The sequence below is a fragment of the Variovorax sp. EL159 genome (assembly GCF_900100965.1).
GTDB lineage: Bacteria > Pseudomonadota > Gammaproteobacteria > Burkholderiales > Burkholderiaceae_C > Variovorax.
Genome location: NZ_FMUJ01000002.1, coordinates 288730 through 305735 on the forward strand (window position 1 = coordinate 288730; position 17006 = coordinate 305735).

Below are 17006 nucleotides of genomic sequence, written 5' to 3' on the forward strand. Positions count from 1 at the left end.
GTCAGGCCGGCGAGTACGCCAGCCGCACGTAGATCGGCGCGAAGGCTTCCGCCTGCGTGATGTCGATCAGCGTTTCCTTGGCCAATTCGAGCATCGCGATGAAGGTGACGATCAGCACCGGCGCGCCGCGCGACACATCGAACAGCTTCTCGAACTCCACGAAGCGCTGCCCCTGCAGGTGGCGCAGCACGATGCTCATGTGCTCGCGCACGTTGAGCTCTTCGCGCGAGATCTTGTGGTGCTGCACGAGCTTGGCGCGCTTCATGATGTCGGCCCAGGCGTCGCGCAGCTCGATCACGTTCACGTCGGGAAAGCGCGGCTTGAGCGACTGCTCGATGTAGACCTGCCCCTTCCAGAAGTCGCGGCCATAGGTCGGCATCGCGCTGATGGCGGCGGCCTGCAGCTTGGTCTGCTCGTATTCGAGCAGGCGGCGAACGAGTTCGGCGCGCGGGTCTTCGGCTTCTTCGCCGTCGGCCACCTTCTTGGGCGGCAGCAGCATGCGCGACTTGATCTCGATCAGCATCGCGGCCATCAGCAGGTACTCGGCCGCCAGTTCGAGGTTCGTCTGGCGGATCTCGTCGACGTAGCTCAGGTACTGGCGCGTGAGCCCCGCCATCGGGATGTCGAGGATGTTGAAGTTCTGCTTGCGGATCAGGTAGAGCAGCAAGTCGAGCGGGCCTTCGAAGGCCTCCAGGAACACCTGCAACGCCTCGGGCGGGATGTACAGGTCCTTCGGCATCGCGAACAGCGGCTCGCCATAGAGCCTCGCGAGCGCGACCTGGTCGACCACATCGGGCATGTCGACCACCAATGCGCCGTTGTCCTCGTCTCCGATCATCGGGCGGTCGCTATCATTTAAATAGCGACTTGCGCAATGCGGGCGGGCGTCAGATGCCGGTTCGGCATTGCCGGATTACTTGGCTTGGGTCTGGTAGACGTACGGCTGCTGCGGCACGCGGGCTTCGCTGTATTCCTCGAGCAGGCTGCGGTCGAGGTGCTTGTCCCACAGCAGGGCGCGGCCGGCGCGCTGTTCGGCTTCCAGCGTCGGCTTCTTTTCTTTCATCTCCTCGATGAAATTGGTGATCTCGGAAGAGTAGTGGGGGCGGCGGAAGATGGACATAGACTGGACCTTTATGGCGCGAATTTTACCGGGGACGGCATGAGGCAACGGCGACTGTGGCAGATCGGCATGGCAATGGGGCTTTTGGCGGGGGTGATCGGCCTTGCGGGCTGCGACCGCCAGAACATCAGCGAGCTCGAGGAAGGCGTGTCGACCGAGGCCGATGTGCGTGCCCGGTTCGGCGAGCCCGAGAACGTCTGGGACGCCCCGAACAGCGGTCGCATCTTCGAGTACAACCGCCAGCCCCAGGGCCAGAAGAACTACATGATCACCATCGGCGCCGACGGCAAGATGGCCGCGCTGCGCCAGGTGCTCACGCCCGAGAACTTCGCCAAGGTGCAGCCCGGCATGCCGATGGAAAGCCTGCGCAAGCTGCTGGGCAAGCCCGCGAAGGTCACGCCTTACGCGCTCAAGCGCGAGACCGAATGGGAATGGCGCTGGGTGCAGCCGCCGAATTCGCCGATGGTGTTCACCGCCACGCTGAACGACGACCAGCGCGTGCTGCGCAGCGGGTCGTCGCCCGACCGCGGCACCGAGGCGCCCTGAGCGCGGGGCCTACAGCGCCGCCGCGTGCAGTGCCGGGCGCCGCGTGGCCCAGGGCATGGCCTGCTCGAGCTGCGCGGCGAGCTGCAGCAGTGTGGCCTCGTCGCCCATGGGCGCCATGCATTGCACGCCGATCGGCAGGTCCCCGGCCATCCCCAGGGGCAGCGAGATCGCCGGCTGGCCGGTGAGGTTGGCCAGCGGCGTGAAGGTCGCGTAGTCGAACAGTTGGTCGAAGTAACCCTGTGCATCGCGCGCAGGGTCGTCCTGGTCGAGGTAGCCCAGCGCCACGGGCGGGGTCCGCATCGTCGGCGTGAGCAGGACGTCGTACTGCGCGAAGAAGGGCGCCACTTCGCGCGAGACCGCATTCATCTGCGCGAGCGCCAGTTCCAGGTCGAGCGCGCTCAGGCGCAGCCCGTGCTCGGCGGTGGCGCGGGTGCAGGCCTGCACCTGGCCCAGCGCCTTCTCCAGCGGCATCTGCAGCGCCTGCGCCACGCCCGCCACGCCGGCCGCCAGCAACGAAGACCAGAAGGTGCGCGTGGCCGAGAAGAAGGCCTCGTGCGCATACGACGGCGTCGCCCATTCCACGACATGCCCGAGACCGGCGAGCGTGCGTGCCGTCGCCTCCACCGCGTCGACGCAGGGTTGCGCCGCCGGCTGCGTGCCCGGGAACTGCGTGCTCACCGCGATGCGCAGCCGGCGCGGCGCCGACCGGATGGCCTGTGCGTAGGGCTGCGCGGGCGCGGCCGTCAGGAACGGATCGCCCAGCTCGGGGCCGTGCATGAGGTCGAGCGCGGCGGCGGCGTCGCGCACGGTGCGGCAGACCACGCCCTCCATGCCCAGGCCCATCAGCGGCTGGCCGTAGCCCGGGCCGGCGCTGATGCGGCCGCGGCTGGACTTCAGCCCGATCAGGCCGCAGGCAGCGGCGGGCACGCGGATCGAACCGCCGCCGTCGTTGGCGTGCGCCATGGGCACGATGCCGGCGGCAACCGCCGCGGCCGAGCCCCCACTGGAGCCGCCCGCGCTGTACGCCAGGTTCCACGGGTTGCGCGTCGCGCCGCCGAGGGCGCTCTCGGTGGTGGCGTTGAAGCCGAGCTCCGGGGTCCAGGTGCGCCCCAGCGTGGCCAGGCCGGCGCGGCGAAAGCGCGCCATCAACGCGCTGTCTGCGGCAGCCGGCAGCCCGTCGCCGAACAGCCGGCTGCCGGCCTGGCAGCGCACGCCCTCGGCCTGCAGCACCAGGTCCTTGATGAGGAAGGGCACGCCGCCCAGCGGACCCTGTGCGTCGTGCGACAGAGGGGCGTCGAAAAGCTCGGCCATGGCGTTGATGCGCGGGTTGAGCGCGGTCGCCGCCTGGCGCGCGCACCGCTGCGCTTCGGCGGCGCTGATGTCCTTGCGGCGGATGCATTCGGCCAGCCCGGTGGCGTCGAGGCGGCTGTAGTCGGCGAGGTTCATGGCAACGGTGTCCTGTTCGTGTGTGATGTGGGAACGCCGTGCAGCGTAGGGTGGGGTGTCCGGCAACGGCAGTCGTTCAGATGAACGATGCGGGAATCTCCGCAATCCCCGCGAGCGGGCGGCCCCTAAGATCGCGCCGCATGGCGCACAGCAGTTCTTCTTCGGAGTCGTGCATTCCGGCCGCACAGCTCGGCGCGTTGCTGCTCGATCTGTATCCACGGGCCGCCGCGCCCGAGGCATCGGCCGCCGGCGGGTTGCTGGACTGGCTGGCCGGCCACATTGCGTTTGACGCCGCCTGGTTCGGCCGCTCGGTGTTCGCCGCCGGACGGCTCGAGCCGCGAGACAGCCACACCCGCGGGCTGGCGCCGGATTTCGTGGCCGACTGGTGCCGTGTGCGCCACCTCGATCCGATGGTGGCCGCGGTGATGGCACGACCGGGCCATGGCATGGCGATGGCGTCGCACGAGTTGCCGCCGATGGGGGCGCTGCGCGCCTTCGCTTCGGACCATCGCCTCGACCGGGTGCTCAGCGTGATGCTGCATGCGCCCGATTCGCCGTGGTGGACGCACCTGTCGCTGTACGGCCGCGAAGCCGCGAGCTTCGGCGCGCGCGAACATGCGCTGCTGGAGTTGCTGATGCCTCACCTGGTTTCGGCGCAGGCGCTGCGGCTGCGGGAGACGCCGGCGCCCGGCGTATCGGCCCTGGCGGTGCTGAGCCGTCGCGAGGCCGAGGTGGCCCGCCTGTTCGGCGAGGGCCACAGCTACAAGATGGTGGCCCGCAGGCTCGACAGTTCCCCGGCGACGGTGCGTCACCACCTGCGGCAGGTGTACGCCAAGCTCGGCGTCACGAGCAAGGTGCAGATGGCGCGGCTGGTGTGCGGCGATGCCGCGCAGGCCTGACGAGCCCCGTCTAGGAGGTCGTTGCCGGCCGGCCCGAGGTCAGCTCCTCGGCAAAGCCCGAGCGCTCGATCACCTCGCGCGGCTGTGGCTGCAGCGACTCGATGCGCAGCAGCCCGTCGCGTGCCAGCACCGCCCGGTGCAACTGCCGCAGCGCGTCGATGCCGGTGGCGTCGAGGTAGATGAGGTGCGTGGCGTCCAGCACCACCGTCATGCCGCGTGGTGCGCGCTCGGCTGCATTCACCGCCTCGTCGAGCTTGGCGGCCGCACCGAAGAACAGCGCGCCGTAGATGCGGTAGGTCAGCACCGGCGGCTGCAGCGTCACCAGCTCGACGCTGAAGAGGCCGCTCATGCGCCGGATGAACAGCACGCATGCCAGCACGATGCCCGCCTGCACCGCCACCGTCAGGTCGAACACCACGGTCAGGAAGAAAGTGCCCAGCATCAGCAGCCGGTAGTGCCGGCTGAAGTGGCGCAGATGCCCCGGCGTGAGCTCGCGCCACTCGCCCATGTTCAGCCCCACGAACACCAGGATGCCGGCCAGCACCGCCAGCGGCACGTGGCGCGCGAGCGGCGCCGCCAGCAACACCACGACCAGCAGCGTGAGCGCATGCACGATGCCCGCGATCGGCGAGTTGCCGCCCGAGCGGATGTTGGTCACGGTGCGCGCGATGGTGCTGGTGGCCGGCATGCCGCCGAAGAAGGGTGTGACGATGTTCGCGATGCCCTGTGCCATCAGCTCCTGGTTCGGGTCGTGGCGCGGCTGGCCGCTGATCTGGTCCGACACGCGCGCGCACAGCAGCGACTCGATGGCGCCGAGCAGCGCGAGGGTCAGCGTCGGCGTCACGAGCTGCTTGACCGTCTCCCAGGAAAAATCGGGCAGCGCAAAGGCCGGCGCGCCTTCGGGAATGCCGCCGAAGCGCGTGCCGATGGTTTCCACCGGCAGCGCGAAGCCGTACGACACCAGCGTGAGCGTGACCAGCGCGACGATCGGGCCCGGCACGCGCATGCCCATCTGCACCACGCGCGCCCGCAAAAACGGGGCTTTCATGCGAGGCAGCCGCCGCCATAGCATCAACCCGGCTACGCAGGCCACGCCGAGTGCGAAGGCATACGGGTTGAAGGTGCCGATCTGCAGCGCCATGGCGTGCAGCTGCGAGAACACGTCGGCCGGCATCTTCGCCACCGACAGCCCCAGCAGGTCCTTGAGCTGCGACAGCAGGATCAGCACCGCGATGCCGTTGGTGAAACCCACCACGATCGACAGCGGCACGAAGCGCACCAGCCGCCCCAGCCCGAACAGCCCCGATGCGAACAGCAGCACGCCCGCGCAGGCGGTCGAGATCAGCAGGTTCGCCACGCCATAGCGCTCGACGATGCCGTAGATGATCACGATGAAGGCGCCGGCCGGCCCGCCGATCTGCACCGCCGAGCCGCCCAGCAGCGAGATCAGGAAGCCCGCGATGATCGCCGTCCAGATGCCCGCCTCGGGCTTGAGCCCCGACGCGATGGCAAAGGCCATCGCCAGCGGCAGCGCCACGATGCCGACCGTGGCGCCCGCCCCCAGGTCCTTGAAAAAGCGTTCGCGGTTGTAACCCGCGAGCGCGTCCATCAGCCGTGGGCGAAAGCGGGTGATGTTCAGCGGCGATTGCATGGGCGGCCATTGTGGCCCGAGCACCTCGGCGCCTCTCTCAGGAACCCTTCATGTGAACTTTCGCCCGACTTATCCGAAAGGGTGGATACAGATACATTTTTCACATTAATTGACATTTAGACACCAACATTACCGAGGGCGTCCCGATGCACATCCTGCTTGTCGCAAGCGCGTTCAACAGCCTGACGCAACGGGTGCTGGCCGAACTCCAGGACCGCGGTCACACGGTCGGCGTGGAACTGGCCCTGGGCAACGACGATGCGCTGCGCGAGGCGGTGCGCCGGCACTCGCCCCGGCTCATCGTGGCGCCGATGCTGACCACCGCCATCCCCGAGGACATCTGGACCGCCCACACCTGCCTGATCGTGCATCCCGGCCCGCCGGGCGACCGGGGCCCTTCCTCGCTCGACTGGACGCTGCAGGGTGGCGTCGAGAGCTGGGGCGTGACCGTGCTCGAAGCCGTCGCCGAGATGGACGCGGGCGACGTGTGGGCCTGGTCGCCGCTGAAGGTGCCGCCGATGGCGGGCAAGAGCGATCTCTACCGTGGCGAAGTGGCCGATGCCGCCATCGACGCCGTGCTGCTTGCCGTGGAGCGCTTCGCCTCCGGCAAGTACAAGCCCAAGCGGCAGAAGGCGGCCGACCTCGCCGCCGGCTGGCGCCCCTTCCTGAAACAGGCCGAGCGCCGCATCGACTGGGCCACCCAATCGACCGAGTCGGTGCTGCGCCAGTTGCGCGCGGCCGATTCGCAACCCGGCGTGCTCGACGAGTTGCTGGGCGAGAAGTGGTACCTGCACGGCGGCCACCACGAAGACGAATTGCGCGGCGCGCCCGGTGAACTGATCGCCTGCCGCGCCGGCGCCATCTGCCGTGCCACTGTCGACGGCGCGGTGTGGATTCCTCAACTGCGCCCGTGGCGCGAGCCCGGTTCGGCGCTGCCCAGCTACAAGCTGTCGGCCGTCGAAGCGCTGGGCGACCTGCTGCCCTTCGAGGTGCCCGAAGTGCCGGTGCCCCTGCAGTTGCCCGCCGGCCGGCGCACCTGGACCGACATCCGCTACAGCGAGAACGGCGCGGTCGGCGTGCTGAACTTCTCCTTCCCCGGCGGCGCGATGAGCACCGTGCAATGCCGGCGCCTGCTGGAGGCCTATCGCTTCGCGAAGACAAGGCCGACCTCGGTGCTGGTGCTGGGCGGCGTGCGCGATTTCTTCTCCAACGGCATCCACCTCAACGTGATCGAGGCAGCCGACGATCCGGCCGAGGAATCGTGGGCCAACATCCACGCCATGAACGACCTGGTCGAGGCGGTGCTCACCACCACCGACCGGCTCACCGTGGCGGCGCTCGGTGGCAATGCCGCGGCGGGCGGCGTGATGCTCGCGCTGGCGGCCGACGAGGTCTGGTGCCGCGACGGTGCCGTGCTCAATCCGCACTACACGCTGATGGGCCTGCACGGCTCCGAATACTGGACCTACACGCTGCCGCGCCGCGTGGGCGAAAGCGAGGCGCAGCGCCTCACCCAGTCGGCCCTGCCCGTGAGCGCGAAGCGCGCCGTCGAACTCGGCATGGCCGAACGCGTGCTGCAGGCTGCACCGGAAGAACTGGGCGATGAAGTCGCCCGGCTGGCCGCGCAACTGGCCGCTTCGCCCGACCTGGCCGCGCGCATCGAGAACAAGAAGGCGGCACGCGCGCAGGACGAATCGGTGAAGCCGCTGCAGCAGTACCGCGATGAAGAACTGGCGCACATGCGCCGCAATTTCTTCGATGCGAGCGAGCCGCACCGCGCGCTGCGGTCCGCGTTCGTGCGCAAGGAGAAGGCGCTGCACACGCCGCCGCACGTCGCCCGGTTGGGATTGGACTTCGGCGAATGAGCGACTGACCGACGGCCTGCCGGCCGGCAGGCCTGTGCTCAGTGGCTGTCGGGAATCACCGCATCGGCGGCTGCGCCCACGGCCTTGCCGGTGATGCGTGCGGTGCCGATGGCCGCATCGGCCGCCAGCCCGACCGCGCCGGCGCCCACGTCCACGGCGGTGGTCGCGACGGTCACCACCGCGCAGCCGCCGAGCATGGTCGCCGCGAGCGACAGGATCGCGGCCATCGACAGGAGCGAGCGGCGTTGCATGGCGTGATGCTCAGCGAACCCGCATGCCCGGCGTTGCGCCCGGCCACGGTTCGAGCACGTGGATGCCCGGGTTGGCTTTTTCGTCGCCATGGCTCGCGGCCAGCACCATGCCTTCGCTGACGCCGAACTTCATCTTGCGTGGCGCGAGGTTCGCGACCAGCACCGTGAGCTTGCCCACGAGCTGCTCGGGCTGGTAGGCCGAGGCGATGCCGCTGAAGACGTTGCGGGTCTTTCCTTCACCGGCATCGAGCGTCAGGCGCAGCAGCTTGGTCGAGCCTTCGACCTTCTCGCAGGCCACGATCTTCGCGATGCGCAGGTCGATCTTCGTGAAGTCGTCGATGGTGATGGTGGGCGCGATGGCTTCGCCGCCCGGCAACGCATCTGCCGCAGCCTCCACGGCAGCAGTGGCCGCCACCGGTTCGGGCGCGTCGAACAGCTTGTCGACCTGCTTGGGATCGGCGCGCTGCATCAGGTGCTTGTACTCGCCGATGGCATGGCCGGCCGGCAGCGACTGTGCGGCGTCGGCCCAGGCCAGCGGCGAAATCTTCAGGAAGGCCTCGACGTTCACCGCCAGCGCCGGCAGCACCGGCTTCAGGTACAGCGTGAGCAGGCGGAAGGCTTCGATGCATACGGTGCACACGTCGTGCAGGCGTGCCTCGGCGCCTTCCTTCTTGGCCAGCTCCCAGGGCTTGTTCTGGTCGACGTATTCGTTCACCTTGTCGGCCAGCGCCATCACCTCGCGCAATGCGCGGGCGTAGTCGCGGCCGTCGTACAGCGAATGCAGTTGCGCCGAGGCGTCGCGCAGCGCGAACAGCAGTGCGTCGCCATCGGCCGACACCTCGCCCAATTGGCCGCCGAAGCGCTTGCCGATGAAGCCCGCCGCGCGGCTGGCGATGTTGATGTACTTGCCCACGAGGTCGCTGTTGACGCGCGCGACGAAGTCCTCGGGGTTGAAGTCGATGTCTTCGTTGCGGCCATTGAGCTTGGCCGCGATGTAGTAGCGCAGCCATTCGGGGTCGAGGCCGATCGACAGGTACTTGAGCGGGTCGATGCCGGTGCCGCGGCTCTTGCTCATCTTCTCGCCGCTCACCGTCAGGTGGCCGTGCACGTACACGGCATCGGGCGCCTTGCGGCCGCTGAAATGCAGCATCGCGGGCCAGAACAGCGTGTGGAAGGTGATGATGTCCTTGCCGATGAAGTGCACCTGCTCCAGGTCGGGGTCGGCCATGTACTCGGTGTACGAGATGCCGTCGCCGCCCAGCTCGATGCAGCGCTTGTCCAGCAGGTTCTTCAGCGAGGCGAGGTAGCCCACGGGCGCGTCGAGCCACACGTAGAAGTACTTGCCCGGTGCATCGGGGATCTCGATGCCGAAGTAGGGCGCGTCGCGGCTGATGTCCCAGTCGCCCAGGCCGCCCTTGCCTTCGTCGTCTTTGTAGAGCCATTCGCGGATCTTGTTCTGCACTTCGGACTGCACGTGGCCGGGTGCGGCGGTCCATTCCTTCAGGTAGGCCTCGCAGCGCGGGTCCGAGAGCTTGAAGAAGAAGTGCTCCGAGCTGCGCAGCTCGGGCTTGGCGCCCGAGAGGGCCGAGTAGGGGTTGATCAGCTCGGTGGGCGCGTACACGGCGCCGCACACCTCGCAGTTGTCGCCGTACTGGTCCTTCGAGTGGCAGTTGGGGCACTCGCCCTTGATGAAGCGGTCGGCCAGGAACATGCCCTTTTCAGGGTCATAGAACTGCTCGACGCTCTTTGTGCTGATGAGCCCGTTGGCACGCAGGTCGCGGTAGATGTCCTGCGCGAGCTGGTGGTTTTCCGGCGCGTCGGTCGAGTGCCAGTTGTCGAACGAGATGTAGTAGCCGTCCAGATACGGCTTGCGTCCCGCGGCGATCTCGGCCACGAAGGCTTGCGGCGTTACGCCGGCCTTGTCGGCCGCGATGGTGATGGCCGCGCCGTGCGCGTCGTCGGCGCACACGAAGTTGACGTCGGCGCCATTCATTCGCTGGTTCCGCACCCAGATGTCGGCCTGGATGTATTCCATCATGTGGCCGATATGGAACTTGCCGTTGGCATACGGCAGGGCGGTGGTAACGAAGAGCTTGCGCGGGGCGGACATCGGGGAGGGCGCTTTCGGGAGTGACGGACGGGAGAACCGGGCATTTTAGGTGGCCGCGTTCGTCCGTGGGTTTGGTGGCAGCATCAGCCCCCATGTCCTCCATGCCCCATGCCATCGAGCTTTCTGCCTACATCGCCGGATTCGCCGCGTCGCCGCTGGCGCGCTGGGGGCATTGCCTCCCCTGGGAACTGCCCGCGCAGGCGGGTGCGATCGTGCGCGAATTGCTGGCTGCGCTGCCCGCCGATGAGTACGCCATCGAAGGTGACATCGCCATCCACCGCAGCGCCCGCATCGAGCCCGGCGCCGTGCTGAAGGGGCCGTTGATCCTCGGTGCCGGCTGTTTCGTGGCCTCGGGCGCCTACCTGCGCGGCGGCAACTGGGTCGATACGCGCTGCAGCATCGGGCCGGGCGTCGAGCTGAAATCGTCCTTCGTGTTCGAGGGCACGGCGCTCGCGCATTTCAACTTCGTGGGCGATTCGGTGCTGGGCGCCGGCGTCAATCTCGAAGCCGGCAGTATCGTCTGCAACCACCGCAACGAACGGGCCGACAAGATCATTCAGGTGCGAAGCGGCAAGGGCGGCACGCTGCAGCCCACGGGCTGCGAGAAGTTCGGCGCGCTGATGGGCGACGGCGCGCGCGTCGGCGCCAATGCGGTCATTGCGCCCGGCGCGCTGCTGGTGCCGGGGCATGTCGTGGGCCGCGCGACGCTGCTCGATCAGGAACAACAAGACGCGCAAGGGACGCGGGCCGGCAACATCGCACCATGAACCACTCACTTCTTCAACTCGGACCCGTCACCGTCGTCGAATGGACTTCGCCGCTGCAGGATGTGCGCGAGGCCACGGACCTCGTGAGCGCGGCGATAGAACACGACACCGACCGGCTGCTGCTCGATGCCGCCGTGCTGCCGCCGGCCTTCTTCGTGCTGCGCACGCGCTTCGCGGGCGAATTTCTCGAAAAGCTGCAGACCTACCGGCTGCAGACCGCCGTTGTGCTGCCACCCGACGCCGACCACGGCGAGCGCTTCGACGAATACCTGCGGGAAGCCCGGCGTGGGCGCTTTTGCCGCTTCTTCTCTTCGCGCGAAGAAGCCCTGGCCTGGCTGGCGCAGGAATGACCCTTTGGCGTGGTCGCGGCATCTGCTGAGCGTCAGAGGCCGGCGTTATTCTCCAGCCTTCGCGCCGGACCGGCCGCGACACCTCCTCCATCTGACGACAAGGGCGCCCTTCCATGACCACCCCCATTCCCGCAACCCTGATTCCAGGCGATGGCATCGGCCCTGAAATCGTCGACGCCACCCTGGCCGCGCTCGACGCGCTGAAGGCGCCCTTCGAGTGGGACCGGCAGATCGCCGGCCTTGGCGGCGTGGTCGCTGCGGGTGACCCGCTGCCCGCCGCCACGCTCGACAGCATCCGCCGCACCCGCCTGGCCCTGAAGGGCCCGCTGGAAACGCCATCGGGTGGCGGCTACCGCTCGTCGAACGTGCGCCTGCGCGAAGAGTTCCAGCTGTACGCCAACCTGCGCCCCGCGCGCACCATCATTCCGGGCGGCCGCTTCGACAAGATCGACCTCGTGGTCGTGCGCGAAAACCTCGAAGGCCTCTACATCGGCCACGAGCACTACGTGCCCATCGATGGCGACCCGCACGCCGTGGCCATGGCCACCGGCATCAACACCCGCCAGGGCAGCCGTCGCCTGCTCGAATACGCCTTCGAGACGGCCGTGGCCACGGGCCGCAAGAAGGTCACGATCGTGCACAAGGCCAACATCATGAAGGCGCTCACGGGCATCTTCCTGGAGACCGGCCTGGACCTCTACGAGAAGAAGTACAAGGGCAAGTTCGAGCTCGACACGGTCATCATCGACGCCTGCGCGATGAAGCTGGTGCTCAACCCCTGGCAGTTCGACATGCTGGTCACCACCAACCTGTTCGGCGACATCCTGTCCGACCTCGTGGCAGGCCTGGTCGGCGGCCTGGGCATGGCGCCCGGCGCCAACATCGGCACCGACGCGGCGATCTTCGAGGCCGTGCACGGCTCGGCGCCCGACATCGCCGGCAAGGGCATCGCCAACCCCACCGCGCTGCTGCTGGCCGCCGCGCTCATGCTCGATCATGTCAAGCTGCCCGAGCTGGCCACGCGCCTGCGCACGGCCATCGACGAAACGCTGAACATCGACAAGGTCCGTACCGGCGACCTGGGCGGCACGGCGGGCACGGCGGCATTCACCAAGGCGCTGGTCAGCCGCATCAACGGCGGCTGATACGCGAAGAGACGAAGAGGCGCGGGGCTCGCACACGCTTCATGAGAAAGCTGCTGCTCGCGCTGGCCGTTCTCTTTGCGAGCCTCTCGTCCGCCGCGGCGGACCCGCGCTACACGGTGGTGAAGGTCGACCTTCGCACCGAGAAGCTCGAGCTGTTCCTGAACGACGAGGCCGGCGTCGCGTTCAAGCGCTTCGACCGGCTCGATGCCTGGCTGAAGGCGCAGCACCGGCAGCTCGGCTTTGCCATGAACGCCGGCATGTACCACGCCGACTTTTCGCCCGTCGGCCTGCTGGTGCGCGATGGCCGCGAAGAGGCGCCGCTCAACCTGGACAGCGGCACCGGCAATTTCTTCCTCACGCCCAACGGTGTGTTCTTCGTCTCGGAGGCGGGGCCGCGCGTGGTCGAGTCGTCGGAGTACCCGGCGCTGGCCAGAGGCGTGCGGCTGGCCACGCAATCGGGCCCGCTGCTGCTGCGCCACGGCGTGCTGCATCCGGCGCTCATCCCGAAGTCGGATTCGCGCAAGATCCGCAATGGCGTGGGCATCCTGGGCCATACCGCGGTCTTCGTCATCAGCGAGACGCCGGTGAATTTTTACGAGTTCGCGCTCTACTTTCGCGACGTGCTCCATTGCCGCGATGCCCTGTACCTGGACGGCACCGTCTCGGCCCTGCATTCGCCCGCGTTGCACCGCAGCGATTTTGTGCGCGAGCTGGGGCCGATACTGGCCGTGGTGTCGCCCTGAACCCGTCAAGCCTTCTTTTGCACTTTTAGCGTTTTCACTTTCGATCGTCGTCGAGCCATGTCCACACCGCTGCCCATCCTGTCCCTTCTCGAAACCCGCGTCCTCGGCGTGCTGGCGGAAAAGCAGCGCACCGTGCCCGACAGCTATCCGCTCACGCTCAATTCGCTGGTGTCGGGCTGCAACCAGAAGACCAGCCGCAACCCCGTGCTCGAACTCACCGAGTCGCAGGTGCAGGCCGCCATCGACAGCCTGAAGGGCTACAGCCTCGTCGCCGAGACCAGCGGCGGCCGCGCGTTCCGCTACGAGCACAACATCGACCGCGTGCTGCGCATCCCGTCGCAGTCGGTCATCCTGCTCACCGTGCTGATGCTGCGCGGCCCGCAGACGGCCGGCGAGCTGCGCATCGCCTGCGACCGCATGCACAACTTCGCCGACATCTCGTCGGTCGAAGGCTTCCTGAACGAACTGGCGGAGCGCCCGGCTGGTGCGCTGGCGGTGAAGCTGGCCCGATTGCCCGGCGCGCGCGAGAGCCGCTGGGCGCACCTGCTCAGCGGTGCGCCGGCGGAAGAGGTTGCAGGGCCCACGGGTGCGTCGTCCGATGCACCCTATGCGGGATATGCGGCGCATGACGTGTCGCTCGGCGAGATGGCGGCGCTCAAAGCCAACGTGGCGCGGCTCGAAGCCGAAGTGGCATCGCTGAAGGCGTTGCTGGGGCGCGTGTGTTCGGAGCTGGGGATTTCCGAAGCGGGCTGAAATGCTGCGCTTCAGGTTCCTTGCATAAGCGATGTCTGGCAACGTGGTTCTGAATGAAGCGCATGCGGATGCCTTCATCCGCGACGGCTTCCTGCGCATCGACAACGCTTTCCCTCGGGAACTGGCCGATCAGGCCCGGGCGATCCTCTGGCGCGACACCGGCTGCGACCCGCACGAACCGTCGACATGGACAAAGCCGGTCGTGCGCCTGGGCATGTATCCGCAGCCGCCCTTTGTCGCCGCCGCCAACACGCCGTTGCTGCACCGGGCCTTCGACCTGCTCGTGGGGGCAGGGCGGTGGCAGCCGTGCCGCGGCATGGGGACTTTTCCCGTGCGCTTTCCCTCGGCCGAAGACCCGGGCGATGCCGGCTGGCACATCGACGTGAGCTTCGGGCTGGAGAACCCCGACTTCATGGCATGGAGGGCCAACATCCATTCAAAAGGCCGGGCGCTGCTGATGCTGTTCCTGTTCTCGGATGTGGGTGACGACGACGCGCCGACGCGCATCCGCGCCGGCTCTCACTTCGACATTGCGCGAATGCTCGCGCCCGCCGGCGAGGAGGGCCTGTCGCTGGGAACGCTGGCGCGCAACGGTTTTGCCGAATCGGCCGGGCGGCCCGAGGTGTTGGCGACGGGGCTCGCTGGCACGGTCTATCTCTGCCACCCGTTTCTCGTGCATTCGGCCCAGCCGCATCGCGGCACGCGGCCCCGCTTCATGGCGCAGCCGCCGCTGCTCCCCACGGGGTCGTTCGACCCGGGCCGTGCGGCGTCCGCGCGCAGCCCGGTCGAAGCAGCGATCCGGCAGGCGCTCGAGCAACAGACATGAACATCGGCGCGTGGCACTTCACACAGGCTTCACGCTGACCACACACGCCGTCCCTAAGGTCGGACCCCATTGCAGACACCATCAATGGAGCACTGGCCATGGACAACGGACACATCGCGGCGTGGCGCGACCACATGCCCTTCGACGACATCTCCCGGCGCCTGCTCGCGGGGCTGGCCGCATTGGCCGGCATTGCGAGCCTCTACGCGCTGTTCTGGTGGGCCGCGTCGGCCACCGGGTTCTTCCTGTTCGACGGCTACCGCAACACGTGGCTCGGCCTGGGCACGGCGCTCGCGTTCCGTGACATGGACACGGTCTATTACCTGCTGAGCTGGGTCTTCTCGGTGTTCGGCGGACTGTTCGGCTGGGCCGCGCTGACCGGGTTCGCCTTCATGCATCGCCGCGGGTGGGACGCGGTGCCGGCCTGGATCAAGATCGGCTGCGCGGTCGGCACGGCTGCGGGGCTGGCGTTCGAGCCCGGCCGGTTGCTGGCGCTGGCGCCCATCGTCTGCGGGGTGGCGTTGCTGCTGCGTTCGATGCTGATACCGGCGGGCGCCGGCCCTTCTTCGTCGCAAGGCCGTTGAACCTGGCGGGCGCTCAGCCCGCAGGTGCGAAGCGCCGGTAGACCCGTACCACCAGTCCCGACGCGAAATTGAGCGCGAAGGCCCACAGCGCCCGCCCCGGAATCACGAAGCTCAACGCCATCGTGAGCAGGCAGGACGCAAGCAGCACCAGCAGCGACACGCGCCGTTCCAGCCAGTGCGCATCGCGCACCGGGTCGGGCAGCAGCGACATGAGCAGGAACGCGGTCAACGCGACCGCGCCGATGTTGGCGGCATAGATCACCGTCGCCGCGATGTGCGAGGTAAAGCGCCCCATCAGCACCGTCGAGAACGGAATCAGCGTCACCAGCAACAGGTAGACGAGGCTCCACTTGGCATAGCCGTGGCCCACCGTTTCGCCACGCGAGCGGGCCTTGATGAGCGACAGCCAGCTCGCACCCAGCACATAGAAGCTCAGCAGGTACGGCAGGAACTTCGGGCTCAGCGCCCAGAGGGCGCGCAGCAGCGACATCTCGTCAGCGCCCACCGCCGCGTCGTCGGGAATGCGCAGGTCCAGCACGAGGATCGTCATGCCCACGGCGAAGATGCCGTCGGTGAGCGCGTCGAGGCGGTTCTTGGGGTACATCGCGGTGGCGCTTTCGGCGTTGCCGGCGCGACATGCGGGCCGGCGGTCGGAAGAGGGTAGGCACACGCAAAAACGTTGCGTTGCGGGGGGCGATTTTGCGCGCCCGTACCGCCGCATTGTCAATAGCATGGCGCCATGACACTCCTTGACGAACCCTTGCGAGGCCAGCTCACCGGCTGGCGGCGACAACTGCATGCCATGCCCGAGATCGGCTTCGAGGAGGTGAAGACCTCGGCCTTCGTGATCGGTGTGCTGAAGGCGCTGGGGCTCGAAGTGCACACGGGCATCGGCGGTACCGGGCTGGTGGCCAACCTCAAGGTCGGCCAGGGCAAGGGCGTGATCGGCCTGCGCGCCGAGATGGACGCGCTCAACATCACCGAGGTGGCCGCGGGCCGCGCCTACGCCTCGGGCACGCCCGGCAAGATGCACGCCTGCGGCCACGATGGCCACATGACGATCATCCTCGGCGCGGCGCAACTGCTGCGCGAGCGCCGTGATTTCGACGGCACCGTCCGCTTCATCTTCCAGCCCGCCGAAGAGCACGGCCGCGGCGCCAGGGCGATGATGGACGATGGCCTGTTCGAGCGCTTCCCTGTTGACGAGATCTATGGCCTGCACAACATGCCCGGCCTGCGTGCGGGCACGATCGCCACGCGCGTGGGCGGCCTGATGGCGAGCGAGGACAACTTCGTCATCCACATCAAGGGCCGGGGCACGCATGCCGCGCGGCCGCACATGGGTATCGACCCCATCGTCATCGGCGCGCAGGTCGTGCTGGCGCTGCAGACCATCGTGTCGCGCACGCTCGACCCCGGCGCGCAGGCGGTGGTTTCGTGCACGGAGTTCATCACCGACGGCATTCGCAACGCGATTCCGTCGAACGTCGTCATCAAGGGCGACACGCGCAGCTACGACCCCGAGGTGCAGAAGATGCTGGCCACGCGCATGCGCGAGATCAGCGAAGGCATCTGCCGCATGCACGGTGCCGAATGCGAGTTCAGTTACACCCACGAGTTCGAGCCCACCGTGAACTGGGCCGAATGCGTGCCGACCGCGGTGGCCGCCGCGACGGCCATCGTGGGCGCGCAGAACGTCGATGCGAACGTGATGCCGATGATGGCGTCGGAAGACTTCGGCGCGTTCCTGAAGGTCGTGCCGGGCGCCTTCGTGTTCCTGGGCAACGGGGCCGAAGGCGAGCCCGGCGGCACGCCGCTGCACAACGGCAGCTACGACTTCAACGACGCGGTGCTCGCGACGGGCGCGCGCTACTTCGCGGAAATCGTGCGCCTGCGTCTTGGCACGGCGCGCGCGAACGGGCAGGCGGGTTCAGCGGGCTGAAGGCCGCC

At 68.0% G+C, this 17006-nt stretch carries 18 protein-coding genes; 11 read left to right on the forward strand and 7 right to left on the reverse strand.

Annotated features, from left to right (window positions below; translation table 11 throughout):
- Position 1 precedes the first annotated feature (1 nt).
- On the reverse strand, positions 2–838 hold the full coding sequence (locus tag BLQ28_RS07560; protein ID WP_093238116.1) for a segregation and condensation protein A: 837 nt from the start codon (positions 836–838) through the stop codon (positions 2–4).
- A 75-nt stretch (positions 839–913) separates the two neighbouring features.
- Entirely contained in the window at positions 914–1120 is a 207-nt protein-coding gene (locus tag BLQ28_RS07565; RefSeq protein ID WP_093238117.1) for a DUF3460 family protein, read from the reverse strand.
- A 69-nt stretch (positions 1121–1189) separates the two neighbouring features.
- Here BLQ28_RS07565 and BLQ28_RS07570 point away from each other — a divergent pair, with 69 nt between their 5' ends.
- A complete protein-coding gene (locus BLQ28_RS07570) occupies positions 1190–1666 on the forward strand; it encodes an outer membrane protein assembly factor BamE (protein ID WP_093238119.1) in 477 nt (158 codons plus the stop codon).
- A 9-nt stretch (positions 1667–1675) separates the two neighbouring features.
- Here the strand turns inward: BLQ28_RS07570 and BLQ28_RS07575 are convergent, their stop codons facing one another.
- A complete protein-coding gene (locus BLQ28_RS07575) occupies positions 1676–3112 on the reverse strand; it encodes an amidase (RefSeq protein WP_093238121.1) in 1437 nt (478 codons plus the stop codon).
- A 140-nt stretch (positions 3113–3252) separates the two neighbouring features.
- On the opposite strand from BLQ28_RS07575, the gene BLQ28_RS07580 reads away from it, so the two are divergent.
- Complete coding sequence (locus tag BLQ28_RS07580) at positions 3253–4011, forward strand: helix-turn-helix transcriptional regulator (protein ID WP_176801043.1); 759 nt, start codon at positions 3253–3255, stop codon at positions 4009–4011.
- Positions 4012–4021: 10 nt separating this feature from the next.
- On the opposite strand, the gene BLQ28_RS07585 is transcribed toward BLQ28_RS07580, so the two are convergent.
- Positions 4022–5662: a SulP family inorganic anion transporter gene (locus BLQ28_RS07585; RefSeq protein WP_093239373.1), complete on the reverse strand. Its 1641-nt coding sequence runs from the start codon at positions 5660–5662 to the stop codon at positions 4022–4024.
- Positions 5663–5808: 146 nt separating this feature from the next.
- On the opposite strand from BLQ28_RS07585, the gene BLQ28_RS07590 reads away from it, so the two are divergent.
- Complete coding sequence (locus BLQ28_RS07590) at positions 5809–7527, forward strand: enoyl-CoA hydratase-related protein (protein ID WP_093238124.1); 1719 nt, start codon at positions 5809–5811, stop codon at positions 7525–7527.
- Positions 7528–7565: 38 nt separating this feature from the next.
- On the opposite strand, the gene BLQ28_RS07595 is transcribed toward BLQ28_RS07590, so the two are convergent.
- Positions 7566–7778: a hypothetical protein gene (locus BLQ28_RS07595; protein ID WP_256327210.1), complete on the reverse strand. Its 213-nt coding sequence runs from the start codon at positions 7776–7778 to the stop codon at positions 7566–7568.
- Positions 7779–7788: 10 nt separating this feature from the next.
- The gene (gene metG / locus BLQ28_RS07600; RefSeq protein ID WP_093238125.1) at positions 7789–9888 is read right to left on the reverse strand and encodes a methionine--tRNA ligase; all 2100 of its coding nucleotides are present in this window, start codon (positions 9886–9888) and stop codon (positions 7789–7791) included.
- Between the two features lie 92 nt (positions 9889–9980).
- Between metG and BLQ28_RS07605 the strand changes: the two genes are divergently transcribed.
- The 7 genes from BLQ28_RS07605 to BLQ28_RS07635 all read left to right on the forward strand — a co-directional run bounded on the left by BLQ28_RS07605 (position 9981) and on the right by BLQ28_RS07635 (position 15056).
- Entirely contained in the window at positions 9981–10655 is a 675-nt protein-coding gene (locus BLQ28_RS07605) for an LbetaH domain-containing protein (RefSeq protein ID WP_256327211.1), read from the forward strand.
- Positions 10652–11005, forward strand: coding sequence for a DUF4180 domain-containing protein (locus tag BLQ28_RS07610; RefSeq protein WP_093238127.1), 354 nt, complete (start codon positions 10652–10654; stop codon positions 11003–11005). The genes BLQ28_RS07605 and BLQ28_RS07610 overlap by 4 nt, the downstream gene beginning before the upstream one ends.
- A 113-nt stretch (positions 11006–11118) precedes the next feature.
- Positions 11119–12150: an isocitrate/isopropylmalate dehydrogenase family protein gene (locus BLQ28_RS07615; protein ID WP_093238128.1), complete on the forward strand. Its 1032-nt coding sequence runs from the start codon at positions 11119–11121 to the stop codon at positions 12148–12150.
- Positions 12151–12191: 41 nt separating this feature from the next.
- On the forward strand, positions 12192–12893 hold the full coding sequence (locus tag BLQ28_RS07620; RefSeq protein ID WP_093238130.1) for a phosphodiester glycosidase family protein: 702 nt from the start codon (positions 12192–12194) through the stop codon (positions 12891–12893).
- Between the two features lie 57 nt (positions 12894–12950).
- Positions 12951–13646: a YceH family protein gene (locus BLQ28_RS07625; protein ID WP_093238131.1), complete on the forward strand. Its 696-nt coding sequence runs from the start codon at positions 12951–12953 to the stop codon at positions 13644–13646.
- Positions 13647–13677: 31 nt separating this feature from the next.
- Positions 13678–14472 carry a phytanoyl-CoA dioxygenase family protein gene (locus tag BLQ28_RS07630; RefSeq protein ID WP_093238133.1) on the forward strand — a complete coding sequence of 265 codons (795 nt, stop codon included), beginning with the start codon at positions 13678–13680 and terminating at the stop codon, positions 14470–14472.
- Between the two features lie 98 nt (positions 14473–14570).
- Complete coding sequence (locus tag BLQ28_RS07635) at positions 14571–15056, forward strand: hypothetical protein (RefSeq protein WP_093238134.1); 486 nt, start codon at positions 14571–14573, stop codon at positions 15054–15056.
- A 13-nt stretch (positions 15057–15069) separates the two neighbouring features.
- Here the strand turns inward: BLQ28_RS07635 and BLQ28_RS07640 are convergent, their stop codons facing one another.
- Entirely contained in the window at positions 15070–15660 is a 591-nt protein-coding gene (locus BLQ28_RS07640; protein WP_176801044.1) for a TMEM175 family protein, read from the reverse strand.
- Between the two features lie 135 nt (positions 15661–15795).
- Here BLQ28_RS07640 and BLQ28_RS07645 point away from each other — a divergent pair, with 135 nt between their 5' ends.
- Positions 15796–16998: a M20 aminoacylase family protein gene (locus BLQ28_RS07645; protein ID WP_093238136.1), complete on the forward strand. Its 1203-nt coding sequence runs from the start codon at positions 15796–15798 to the stop codon at positions 16996–16998.
- The last annotated feature ends 8 nt before the right edge of the window (positions 16999–17006 follow it).